This is a genomic window from Pelotomaculum sp. FP (assembly GCF_004369245.1).
GTDB classification, from domain to species: domain Bacteria; phylum Bacillota; class Desulfotomaculia; order Desulfotomaculales; family Pelotomaculaceae; genus Pelotomaculum_C; species Pelotomaculum_C schinkii.
Genome location: NZ_QFGB01000001.1, coordinates 151,827 through 164,132 on the forward strand (window position 1 = coordinate 151,827; position 12,306 = coordinate 164,132).

The following is a 12,306-nucleotide window of genomic DNA, read 5'->3' on the forward strand; positions in this document are numbered from 1 at the left end:
TTTCAATCCTCTTTGGTTCTAATTGTTACCAAACCTTCCATGGTGTATAATGACTCTAATAAACGGCTTAAGACAGACCTCCAGTTCTTACGGGGAGGAGTTGCTCAATTTTTTGCATGAACTGAAAATAATCCTTTCCTCTAAAAGAGATCTTGGCCTTTTGATGGTCCTTTTTTTAATGGAATTCACCAGAGGCGCCTTCTTCCTTACTTTTCTTCCTCTCTATGCGGTGAATTACCTGAGTATATCGGTGGCGGCAGCCGGGCTGGCCGTATCAGCCCACTACCTGTTCGAAACGCTGTTTAAAAGCACAGCCGGCTGGGAGTTGGACCGGCGTGGGCTGTGGGTCCTCCACCTGGGGCTCCTGATGGGCTTGTTCGCCCTGCTTATCATTAAATTACACCCAACGACTTACGTACTAATTGCCGGCTCGGCTTTTTTCGGGCTGGCCGTATCGCCTGTCTGGCTGGCTGTTATCAGCAATGTGGCCCCGGTTCAGTCAAGCGACCGGGCCGCTCGCATGGGCGTAGTCTTTGCCGTGTGGCTGGCCGGCTGCGGCGGTGGTCCGGTGGCGATCAACTTCTTTATTGTAAATGAATACGGGCTGGCTTTCTGGCTCTTGATCGGCCTTTGGATTTTAGCCATGCTGGTTGCAGCAGTAACACTAAGGGGACCCGGAGGGATCACTGTTGGCGGCGCCGGTTTTTCCTTTAACAAAGAAATTGAAAAATTGGCGCAGAACCAGGCCGTCAAAAAAATACTTCTGCCGGGGATGTTCCTGCAGACCTTGTCGGGGGGGCTGTTGCTGCCGCTATTGCCCATCTACGCTCAGACTGAACTCGGTCTTAACCCCAACCAGTACGCCTTTCTTCTCCTGTCCGCCGGATCAGCGGCGGCAATCTCCTTTCTGCCGATGGGCCGTCTGGCCGACCGGGTCAGGCTTAAAACCCTGCTGGGCACAGGATTCGCTATGACAGCCTTGTCACTTGCCCTGTTTTCGGCGGCCAGGGGAATGGTCAGCGTCTTTCTTCTCGCTGCCCTGCTGGGGTTTTCATACGCTATCGTCCTGCCTGCCTGGAACAACCTGCTGGCCAAAGTTATCTCGCCTGACCGGCAGGCTACCGGCTGGGGCGTGTTTGCAACTATTGAGGGCGCGGGCATTGCCATCGGGCCTGCCCTGGGCGGTTTGGTAGCGCGGTCATTCGGGATTTCGGCCGTCATAATGCTTACCATAATGCTCCTGGCGTCAATGGCCTGCTTCTATTTTGCCTACCCGGTTGAAAAGCTGTTTGCAAGGACCGGCTAAAAGGAGTTGTATGCCTTGGATACGCCTTTCATACAAATCTTGTTACTGCTGTTTTTGTCTTACGCAGTTGCGCCGACTGTTCTAATCCGCTTCGGCAGGATCGGCGCTATTTCCCGCGCCCCCAGAGGAGGCAGCAAGGTTGCTCTCACCTTCGATGACGGCCCGGACCCTTTCTATACACCGCAGATCCTGGGAATTCTCAGGGACCACCAGGTAAAAGCCTGTTTCTTTGTGGTCGGTTCAAAAGCCAGGGCCAACCCTGAACTGGTAAGGCAAATCGTAGAAGCCGGTCATGAGATCGGCAACCATGGTTTCTGGCATAAGCCGGTCTGGTTATTGGGACCGGTATCAACTGCCAGAGACATTATTGAGACCAACCGTACTATAGAGGAGTTCACCGGGCAAAAAGTGCGGTATTGCCGCCCGGCCTGGGGGCTCTTCAACCTTTCTTCCATCGCCTATTACCAGCTTAAGGGATTGAAAGTGGTGCTCTGGACCTTTATGAGCTGGGACTGGACAAAAGGAACCTCGCCTGAAAGCATCACCAGGAAAGTATTGAACCGGGTTCGTGACGGGGCCATTCTCATCCTGCACGACAGCGATAAGACCGCCGGAGCGGCCAGAGGCGGCCCGGCTCATGTGATTGAGGCCCTTCCCGCAATTTTGCGGGGACTGCAGCAAAAAGGCTTGCGGCTTGTCCCCCTGGAGGAATTTACCATAAAAAAGCGCCGTCTGCCTCTTAAAAGCTGCTTCCGGCGGGTTTGGGGCGTATACGATTGGACTATTCGAAAGTTAAGCGGAATCCGGGACCTGCGAGAAGGCAAAAGCTCTTTTTTCAGGATCGCCCTCAGGCGATACAGAGGTAAGGACTGGCCCATGCCGGACGGCAGCGTGTTGAAAGCCGGAGAAACTTACATGGAACTCCATATCAACAATGAGCGCCTGCTTGATACCATCGGGGACAATGTCAAAGTCGAGCGTACAGCCCTGATCGCGTTGCGGGAAGTCCGCAGCGAGCTTCCTGTCATAGCCCGGTTACTGGAATCAGACGACCGTTATCGCCATATAAAGGCTCTCTTGGCCATCACCCTGCTCCACCGCGGTACCGAACACCTCGGGTTCACCGCTTATGATATGCCTAAAGGACCCTTACGTACTCTGATCAGCTGGTATGAACGCTGGATGCTCGGACTATACCACCCCGGCGGTTTTAAAAAGCTGGGGGCTTACCGGGATAAGCTTGTACCCAAATATATTGTTATGACCAGGCAGGATCTGATGCAGCGCTACCTCCCTGCCGGGTTGGGCGTAGGTGAATTGGACGTGGGTCGTGGGACGTGAGATGGGACGTGAGACGTGGGAATTTCCTGCATTCCTATGGGGTCAAAGATTTGTGCGCATGAACCAAATATTATTTTTCAAGAAACTTCCAATTAGAAATGCAACCTAATGGTAACACCTGACTTCTATAATGTGGTGCAATTTCAATCGGCATAAACTGCGGAGCAGTTTAAGGGATCACCACTAAGTCCTTAGTATAGCGCATTCTTTCGGGTCATGTGCGAATGAATTCGCACCTACATTTTTTGAGCGATCTGGGTGTGTTTTCAGAGTAAAATGTTATTTTATCAACTTCTCAGTTGAAAAACGAGGTGGAGAGTTTGGACCATCAGGACCTTGGTGTGGAACTTCAAAGGATATTTCCCCCGGAACGGGTTCTCACCTCTGAACTTGAACGCAGGATGTACAGCTACGACAGCTCGTTCATGGCCAGGTTCCACAGTTTCGTGCCGGACGCGGTGGTACTGCCCCGATCCACTCAAGAAGTGTCCGCCCTAATGAAATTGGCCTCACAGCGGCGCATACCGGTAATTCCGCGCGGCGCCGGCAGCGGTGAGACCTGCGGCTGCCTGGCGGTGCGCGGCGGCATTGTGGTCGACCTCTCCGCCTGGGACGCCATCGAGGAGGTTGACGTCGCCAACATGCAGGTTTTTGCCAGGCCCGGGGTGGTACACTATAAGCTGAACGAACACCTGGCAGGCTTCGGACTGTTCTTCCCGCCCGACCCCGGCAGCACCCGCATGTGCACTGTCGGCGGGATGGTCGCCAATAACTCCAGCGGCCTGCGGGCGGTTAAGTACGGGACTACGGAACAGTACGTGCTCGGCCTGGAGGTGGTCCTGCCGGACGGGCAGGTGATCCAGACCGGGGGCTCCAACAACTGCCGGGCTTTGAAAAACGTCTCGGGACTCAACCTGACCAAACTGTTCGTGGGGTCGGAAGGTGTCCTGGGTATTATCACCAGGATCCGCCTGCGGGTATGGCCGCGCCCCAAGGCGCGAGGCATGGCCATGGCAGTATTCAGCGAACTGGACCAGGCCCCGGCGGCCGTTCTCGACGTGTATCAGTCCGGCATTCTCCCCTCCGGTATTGAAATCCTCGATACTTCGGCCATTCAAGCCATTAATATGTACAAACCCGAAATAAATCTCCCCAGCGCCGAGGCCATCCTTATTTTCGAAGTGGACGGCAACCCGGCGGGGGTAGCCTGGGAAGGACAGCAGATTGCTGAAATAGTTGGCAGGCGCGCTGTTTCTGTGGAATGGGCCACCGACCCGGCCAGGATGGCCGACCTCTGGCGGGGCCGCAGCGTTGTGGCCGTCGCCGCGGCCAGACTGCGTCCGGACGGCAGCAGGATCTTCGCCGGCGAGGACATCAGCGTCCCCTTAAGCCGGGTAACCGAAGCTTTGCGCCGGATCAAGGAATTGAGCCGGAAACACCACGTGGCAGTGGTAAACTACGGCCATATCGGCGACGGCAACATCCATACAGCCCCCGTAATCAACCTGGACAGCAGCGCTGAGGTGCAGCGGGCCAATGCCCTGGTGGATGATATCCACCGTTTGGCCATTGCCATGGGAGGCTCCACTACCGGTGAGCACGGGGTTGGCGCCGTAAGAAACCTGTATGCGGTGGACGAGCATGGTGAAGCGGCGCTTGTCATGAAACAACTGAAGGAAACATTGGACCCCCTTAACATTATGAACCCCGGCAAAATTTTGCCCCCGGAAGGGGGCAAGGACCGTGCCTGAGGACCTGGAAGGGTTAAAAGAACAATACCTGCGCTGCGTGCGTTGCGGGCAGTGCCGCTCGGTCTGCCCTGTTTTCGAGGTGGTAAAGAACGAGACTGCCACCCCGCGCGGCAAGGTTTTTCTGGCACACCTTTTGGCAACCGGTGAAATAGAAGCGAACGCACAAGTACAAGCCCAACTCTCCCGGTGCCTCCTCTGCCGTTCCTGTTCAAGGGAATGTCCTTCCGCCATTCCAGTCCACCAAATCGTTACCGCTGCCCGTGCCGAGCTCGCCGTGAAAGCGCCTTCCCTGGTGAAAAGGCTGGTATTCAGGAAAATCTGGACCAGGCCGCGCCGCCTGGCTCTTGCAGCGGGGGTAACCCGAAATATCCAGGCCCTGGGCCTGGACAGGCTGGGCCTTTACTTACGCCTGCTCCCGCCTGGTTTTGCCCTGCCGGGGCGCCTGCCCCGCCGGCCCGCGCACACCATCATCCCGGCTATAACACCGGCCACCGGAGAAACCAGGCTGCGGGTGGGCTATTTTCTGGGCTGCTCCACCAACTTCCTGCTCCCCGGCGCAGCGGCAAATACAGTGGCAGTCCTCTCCAGCCTCGGCTGTGAAGTGGTTATTCCTCCGGAATTAAAATGCTGCGGCCTGCCCCAACTGGCAAGCGGCGAAGCAGCTGCCGCCTCCGCCCTCGCTTCAGCCAATAGCGAAGTTTTTCGGCGTCTTAATGTGCAGGCCGTGGTCAGCGACTGCGCTTCCTGCACCGCAACCCTCAAGGAGAGTCCGGAATTCGACGGGCTCAAGGTGACGGAACTGTCGGAGCTGCTGCTTGAATTAATTCAAAAGTACAGCCCGGGGCTAAAACAAATTCAAAAACCGGTAACCTATCACGACCCCTGCCACCTGGCCAAAGCGCAGGGGATTACGGCCGCGCCGCGAGAACTGCTGCGCCTTACCTGCATGGATTTCAGGGAAATGGACGGCGCCGCGGACTGCTGCGGCAGCGGGGGCGCCTTTGCCCTGTACCACTACCGGACCAGTATGTCCATCCTGAATAAGAAAATTGCCAACATAAAAAAAAGCGGCGCGGAAATCGTCGCGACCTCCTGTCCCACCTGCATTATGCAACTGCGCCACGGACTGGCCGCCCACGGCTGTAAAATCGATGTGGTCCATACGGTCGAGCTGCTGGGAAAGACATTGGGACGTGGGACGTGAGACGTGGGTATATTTTTCAGTCGCCGGTCGTCAGATGTCCGACGTCGGAATATGTTGTTGTACACTGCATTCCCATTAGCTTCATGGCGGGGGGACGGTTCGTGACAGTGGGAATACAAGCCCACCATCAAATATATTCTTTTTTATGAATTAGCATTCGTAACGGACTGTTTTGTTGACCAGCAGTCCGTTGCATATTTGCAAACATGTTGTAACTGAACTGCACGTCGTAACATATTATAGCAAATATAGGAACAGGGCACATTTACATAATTTAAACTTTTTAACAAGGGGGCCTCGTTAATGGATTCTTCGTTAGCTCAGCGCAGGCAAACATTTTTTGCCAATTTCTTAGCTTTTTTTTCTTTTATCCTATCAGTAATTAAGTTTTTCTTCCGTTTACTCAACCGGTTGGTTGGTTAAAAGATTCAAGCCGGAACGACCCGGCTTTTTTGTTGGAATAATATTTTGGAAAGGGCCGTCAGAACATTTTTTTCCAGGGTTCCCCTTGTTCCCGGTCAAGCCGCCGCGATTCCCACTCCACATCATCCCTGATCAACGGTTCCTGCAAAAGTTCCTCCCAGGCCAACCGGGCCCGGACCAGAAAACGTCGTTCAAGAAGACCCAGGTCGCCTGCCTTAACCAGCGGGCAAAGCAGGGAGGCCGCCTGGTCAAGCCTCATCTCAAGATTTCCGTCAGGAGTCAGGTAAGGTACGACGGGAAAAGTCCGGCAGGCAAAAGGCCTTTTATCTCTGGGACATGCGCCGTTACAACTGACAAAGCTAACGCTGCCGGTCCAACTCGGGCAAAACTCGTATTCCTCCGTAGAGTGCTCCTGCCAGCATAACCATTCCTCGTTTTTGTTGAACATTACCTCCTCACCCGGCAGCAAGTACATCCCCACCCCCTGCTCCCACTCCGAACAGCAGGCCGCGCCACAGATTTTGCCGCAATCCGCCGCGAGGGGCGTTACATCCTCCAAAAGCCTGTAAATTCTTTTCCAGTTAATCATCCATGAACTCCCAAAGCTATTACACATATTTTAATTGATATTCCTGGGTTTCTCTGCGATGGTTATGCTCACGCTACGAAGCTGCTTTTTGCGAACCACGAGGGCATTGACACTGGCGTTGACCTGACAGGCTTTAATCGCAGCGACCAGATCGTCTGCGTTGCCGATCTTGTTCGCGTTGAATTCCATAATCACGTCACCCTGTCTCAAACCTGCTTTATCCGCCGGGCTGCCGCTGATAACTCCTACCACCAGCGCTCCTTCAGCCTTATCCAGCCCCAGGGAACGGATGGCGTCCTCGTCCACGGAACGGACCTGCACACCTATCCAGGGCCGTACGGCAATAACGTTATTTTTGAGGTCCTCCAGCACCCGCACAACGGTACTGGTAGGAATAGCAAAACCGATCCCCTGGGCCTCGGCGTTGATGGCCGTATTAATCCCCACCACTTCACCCCGCAGGTTTAAGAGAGGCCCTCCACTGTTGCCGGGATTGATGGAGGCGTCGGTCTGGAGCAGGTTTTCGTACTGGCGGTCGTTCACCGCAATCGGTCGTCCCTTGGCGCTGATTACACCGGTCGTGACCGTGTGATCCAGGCCGTAAGGATTGCCAATGGCAATGACCCAGTTGCCGACCCTGATCTGGTCTGAGTTGCCCATGGGCAGGAAAGGCAAGTCTTTACCCGCATCCAGTTTTAGAAGGGCGAGGTCCAAATCGTAGTCCGCGCCCACCACCCTGGCCGGCAGATCCTGATCAAAACCGGTCACAGTGACGGTAATCTCATCAGCTCCGTCAACAACATGCTCATTGGTTAAAACATAGCCGTCAGCCGATATAATAAACCCCGAGCCAAGGCCCTCTTGCTCCCGTTGCCTTTGGGGAAGCCCGAAAAATTGGCGAAAAAACGGGTCATCCACAAAGGGATTGGCGGAACCTCCGGTATTTATCCGGGTCGATATCTTCACCACAGCAGGGCTGGTTTGAGACACTACATCAGCGATGGCGTCAGGCCCCACCCCCGGCAACTGTTCAGCAGTAGCAAGACCGCCTCCCTCATCCCCCTGTTTTGCGGGATATAAATCCTTGACAAGCTGGCAACCTCCGGCGAACATCACTCCAGCGATTAAAGCTGCCACCGCAACAATAACAAGAGTACGTCTCCAGTTTGTATACAAACCCTTTCCCCCCTGCGTAGTATTCCTTAATTATCATAGCACAAGTTTTTTTTTGAACAATAAAGAAATTCTCAAAATAAGACCACCCCAGGCAATATTGTTTTGTACCAATGTCACAAAAAAGCGCTGAGCCGGGTTATATACTACAGCTAAAAAAAGGTGGGATTATGCTATGACTTTTTGGTCAAAAAAGGTAGTCCTGTTGTTGTTGCTTATCGCTGCAGGATTAACTGCCGGACTGCTTGCTGTCGACCGCTATGTCCAGAAAAGGGGAGCGGCATATATGGTCGCTCAGGGCAGTTGCCCCAACCTGCAGGCGGCTGTCGTTTTGGGCGCTTACGCTTCGCCGGACGGCTGGCTCTGCCCTATGCTCGCGGACAGGGTAACAACCGCGGTGGAGCTATATAAGGACAAGCGTGTGCAAAAAATCATCATGTCCGGCGACCACGGCCGTACAGACTACGACGAGGTTAACCAGATGCGCAGGTACGCGGAAAAATTGGGCGTACCGCCTGAGGATATCTTCATGGACCACGCCGGCTTCTCCACCTTTGACAGCTTGTACCGGGCCAGGCAGGTATTTTTGGTGGATTCCGCGGTGGTGGTAACCCAGTCCTACCATCTGCCGAGGGCAGTATACGCCGCCAGGGCTCTAGGTATTGAGGCGGGCGGCGTGTCCGCGGACAGGCAATTGTACGCCGGCGCCTGGTTCTACAGCCTGCGAGAAATACCGGCCCGCCTTAAAATTTTTGCCCAAATCCACCTGCTCCATGCCAAACCACGCTTTCTGGGAGAAGTAATTCCCGTCAGCGGGGACGGACGGCAAACAATGGATGGGCTTTAAGCAATGCGGCCTGACCGCTTTTAGCATTTTGGATGTAGTCTTTTTGGGGGGAAGAAAAATAATACGCAACAACGGCTGCACTAAAGTTGAACATGTTTTTGGATCCGGTCCGGCCCTAACTTGCAGGATTTTGGAAGAGTATAAGGAAGTAATATTTAATCAAAGAAAGGGGTGCAGGTATGTATAAAAAAATACTTATCCCCGTGGACGGATCCGAAAAAGCGTCTTTGGCTGCCCGTCAGGCAGCCGAACTGGCTTCCATACTTGGCTCCGAGGTTACGCTTTTTCACGTGGTGCCGATCCTGCCGGTGGATCGTTTTCGCAGTATAGTGATTGAGGAGTCAAGGCTCCAGGGTAAAGAACTGCTGGAGCAAGCAAGAAAGGAATTAGACGAATTCAATATCACAATTGACACTGACATGGTTCCCGGCCATCCGGCAGATGCAATTTGCCTGAAAGCAAGAGTTGACAAATATGACCTGATTATCATGGGCAGCAGAGGTCTCAGCGGCGTTAAAGGTTATCTGATGGGGAGCGTTAGCAGCGCCGTTACCCGTTATGCCCCTTGCTCTGTTCTTATAGTACGTTGATAAAAAAACGCAGCCGCAATAAAATGTCTGCGGGGCGCGCCCCGTCTCAAGCTCCCCTCCATATTATGATATATAGTGTTCCTATGTTAATAGATATATAATAGAACGACCAACGGAATCAGTCCCCGCGAGAAAGGAGGTCTTAAACGGTGATCAGTGTTGAGCTGGCTAAAGAACTGGCAAAGTATTTACCCTGGGAGCCGAAGGTTGGCGACCTTACCATAGTCTACGGTGATGGGGGAGAAGAGATCATTGAACCGATTATACCCAAGCATGAAAAGGAGAACAAAATCGTCCTGTCCCTGCGCAACGTTGGCCACCTGATCTGGCTTCCCAGGCTTACCATGCTGCTCTACGAGCTAAAAAAAAGAGCCGGTAAAGGCTTTTCTCTCTCTTACGACAAGGATACCGACAAGTGGCGCTATCAAGACGATTGTTTCGAAAGCTGCCACGACAACCCGGAAGATGCGGCAGCCACAGCCCTGCTCAGGCTGCTGCAGAAAGAAGAACTCAAAAAAGCATGAATTCTCACCCACATTTGAGCAACATTTTAGCGGCCGAAATGTTTTCGGCGCAGTTACTTGAAAAACTTTTCGGCTTGACGCTGTAAAGAGCCCCGAGGGGCTCTTTTTATTTCACCTGACCCGCCGTTTTTTTGCGCCGGGTATTAGCCCCCGCCTTGCGCAGACCTTCGTTGTATGCGTGGATTTTTTGGTCGACCAGGCGGAACACGGTGCCGTCCGGGTAGTTGCCGTCTTCCCCCGGCTGACCCGCCGGCACGCCGCTTAGAAGCTCAATCCCCTCTTCGATGTTTCTGACTGCGTAAATATGAAACAGGTCATTTTTTACAGCCTCTACCACATCCTCTTTGAGCATCAGGTTGCTCAGGTTTTGCACCGGGATAACCACGCCCTGGTCGCCGGACAGGCCCTTGGCCCGGCACAGGTCAAAAAAGCCTTCAATCTTTTCAGTAGCGCCGCCGATCGGTTGAATTTCACCGAATTGGTTGACCGAACCGGTTACAGCCAGACCCTGCTTCAAAGGAAGGCCCGCCAGACTGGACAAAATAGCATATAGTTCCGCGCTGGAAGCGCTGTCCCCCTCCACCCCGTCGTACAGCTGCTCAAAGGTAATTTGGGCCGTAACCCCCAGCGGCTTGCCCTGGGCAAACTTGCCGCCCAGGTAACCTCCAAGGGTTAGCACTCCCTTGTTGTGGATGTTACCGCTCAAGTTCGTTTCCCGCTCAATATTTATCACACCGCCGCGCCCCATATAGGTCCTGGCCGTAATGCGGATTGGCCGCCCAAAAGTGTAATCACCAGAGCTGCTTATAGAAAGGCCGTTGACCTGACCCACTACAGCGCCGTCGGTATTAATCATTATAGTTTCCTGCAGTACCATCTCCTGCAGCTTTTCTTCGATCCTGTTGGAGCGATAAATCTTTTCCTTGATAGCCTTGTTGACGTGTGAGCTTTCCACATACCTGGAATTTTCCACCTTTGCCCAGGCCGCGGCCTCACTGACTACTTCAACCACCTCATTAAAGCGAGTGGAGAGCTTGTCCTGGGCTCCGGCCAGACGCGAGCAGTGTTCAATCAGCCTGGCCAACCCGTCCCTGCTGAAGTGTTTCAGGTTTTCCCGCCGGCAGACCGAACTAACAAAAGAAGCATAATGGCGAAGATTTTCCGGACTACGGAGCATTTCCGTATCGAAGTCAACCTTTACCTTGAACAGCTTTTGAAAATCTTCGTCCAAGCTGTAAAGCAGGTGATACAATACCGGATTGCCGATCATGATTACTTTAACGTTCAGGGGAATAGGCTCCGGCCTGAGGGTAGCCGTAGGTACCAGACGGTACTGCTCTCCAATGTTTTCGACCATGGCCTGGCGGTATTTCAGCGCTTTTTTTAGCGTATCCCAAATGAAGGGGTCAGCCAAAACGTCTTTTGCCTGCAAGATCAGGTACCCGCCATTGGCACGGTGAATGGCGCCCGGCTTGACCATCATAAAGTCCGTATTCATGGACAGTACCTGGCTCCGGTATTCAATTTTCCCGAAAAGGTTGTAATAGCTGGAACTGGGCTCAATAACGACCGGAGCTCCCCCGTTCAGCCCGTTATTCACAAACAGGTTTACTTTGTAACGGTTAAAAGGGTCCACTTCCTCCTGGGAGATCTGTAATAGCTGCTGGGCAGGATGAGATTCGGAGCTTTTGAACAAATCCAGTTTACCAGTTAAGTCTTTCAGGACTATTTCAAGGTAATTGAGGACAGCAGGGAATTCTTTGTACTTTTCCTGTAGTTTGCCGAGCAGTGGCCCGGCTGCAAATAGAGCGATCTGCTTCTCCAGTTCGTCAATTTGTTCCTTTGCCTGTTTTTCCAGCATCCGGCCGGTATGGAAGGCGCCTTCCAGCTTTTTCCTCAGTTTACGGCCTTTCTCTTCCATGTCCCACCTCTGCTGGGGAGGCAGTTTCTCATAATCCTCCTGGGACAGCGGCTCTCCGTCCTTGAGGGGTATAAACACCACCCCTTTGGATGTTTGCTTGACGTTAAAGCCGGCTTCTCCGGCCTCCTCTTCAAGCTGTTGAAAATAGCCGGCCATTTTCTGGCTCACCGATTGTACGATGGCGTCCTTTTGTTGTTCATAGTCCCCGCCTTCAAAGGCCTTTGGTAAGGCTACGCGCAGGTCGGACACAAACTCTTCCATGCTCTTTTGGAAACCACGGCCCTCGCCCGCCGGCAGGGCAACAGCCAGGGGACGGTCCGGCTCGGCGAAGTTGTAAATATAACACCAGTCACTGGGCTGGGACCGTTTTGACGCCGTCTGAGCAACAACCGCTTGAACGTAAGTGCTCTTGCCGGTGCCGGGCCGGCCCACCACAAAAATATTGTAACAGGGGGCATCCATGGCCAAGCCGAACTGCATCGCGCGCACAGCCCGCTCCTGTCCGATAAAACCGTCAAGAGGCGGCACATCCTCAGTAGTCATGCAGAAATCAAGTTCCTCCGGCTTACAGGTCCTTCTCAGCCTTTCAACTGGAACCCTGTGCAATTCCAAGTTTTTCATAACGGAGCCCCCCTCA

Annotated in this window: 10 protein-coding genes; 7 read left to right on the forward strand and 3 right to left on the reverse strand. The window is 53.6% G+C overall.

What is annotated here, in order from left to right; all coding sequences use genetic code 11:
- Nucleotides 1-112 precede the first annotated feature (112 nt).
- From Psfp_RS00660 to Psfp_RS00675, 4 genes are all read left to right on the forward strand, one after another.
- On the forward strand, nucleotides 113-1,306 hold the full coding sequence (locus Psfp_RS00660) for an MFS transporter (RefSeq protein WP_134216612.1): 1,194 nt from the start codon (nucleotides 113-115) through the stop codon (nucleotides 1,304-1,306).
- A gap of 15 nt (nucleotides 1,307-1,321) precedes the next feature.
- Nucleotides 1,322-2,647: a polysaccharide deacetylase family protein gene (locus Psfp_RS00665; protein WP_192895211.1), complete on the forward strand. Its 1,326-nt coding sequence runs from the start codon at nucleotides 1,322-1,324 to the stop codon at nucleotides 2,645-2,647.
- 320 nt (nucleotides 2,648-2,967) lie between these two features.
- The gene (locus Psfp_RS00670) at nucleotides 2,968-4,398 is read left to right on the forward strand and encodes an FAD-binding oxidoreductase (RefSeq protein ID WP_243120404.1); all 1,431 of its coding nucleotides are present in this window, start codon (nucleotides 2,968-2,970) and stop codon (nucleotides 4,396-4,398) included.
- Nucleotides 4,391-5,602, forward strand: a complete 1,212-nt coding sequence (locus Psfp_RS00675) for a (Fe-S)-binding protein (RefSeq protein ID WP_134216614.1) — start codon at nucleotides 4,391-4,393, stop codon at nucleotides 5,600-5,602. The genes Psfp_RS00670 and Psfp_RS00675 overlap by 8 nt, the downstream gene beginning before the upstream one ends.
- Nucleotides 5,603-6,083: 481 nt before the next feature.
- Here the strand turns inward: Psfp_RS00675 and Psfp_RS00680 are convergent, their stop codons facing one another.
- Nucleotides 6,084-6,614 (reverse strand): hypothetical protein, encoded by a 531-nt coding sequence (locus Psfp_RS00680; protein WP_134216615.1) that lies wholly within the window; start codon nucleotides 6,612-6,614, stop codon nucleotides 6,084-6,086.
- Between the two features lie 30 nt (nucleotides 6,615-6,644).
- Nucleotides 6,645-7,790, reverse strand: a complete 1,146-nt coding sequence (locus Psfp_RS00685) for a trypsin-like peptidase domain-containing protein (protein WP_243120405.1) — start codon at nucleotides 7,788-7,790, stop codon at nucleotides 6,645-6,647.
- Nucleotides 7,791-7,962: 172 nt separating this feature from the next.
- Here Psfp_RS00685 and Psfp_RS00690 point away from each other — a divergent pair, with 172 nt between their 5' ends.
- From Psfp_RS00690 to Psfp_RS00700, 3 genes are all read left to right on the forward strand, one after another.
- Entirely contained in the window at nucleotides 7,963-8,634 is a 672-nt protein-coding gene (locus Psfp_RS00690) for an ElyC/SanA/YdcF family protein (RefSeq protein ID WP_134216616.1), read from the forward strand.
- 179 nt (nucleotides 8,635-8,813) lie between these two features.
- Entirely contained in the window at nucleotides 8,814-9,224 is a 411-nt protein-coding gene (locus Psfp_RS00695) for a universal stress protein (RefSeq protein WP_134216617.1), read from the forward strand.
- Nucleotides 9,225-9,373: 149 nt separating this feature from the next.
- Nucleotides 9,374-9,748: a hypothetical protein gene (locus tag Psfp_RS00700; RefSeq protein WP_134216618.1), complete on the forward strand. Its 375-nt coding sequence runs from the start codon at nucleotides 9,374-9,376 to the stop codon at nucleotides 9,746-9,748.
- 106 nt (nucleotides 9,749-9,854) lie between these two features.
- Here Psfp_RS00700 and Psfp_RS00705 read toward each other — a convergent pair whose 3' ends face one another.
- Nucleotides 9,855-12,290: an ATP-binding protein gene (locus tag Psfp_RS00705; protein WP_134216619.1), complete on the reverse strand. Its 2,436-nt coding sequence runs from the start codon at nucleotides 12,288-12,290 to the stop codon at nucleotides 9,855-9,857.
- Nucleotides 12,291-12,306: the final 16 nt, after the last annotated feature.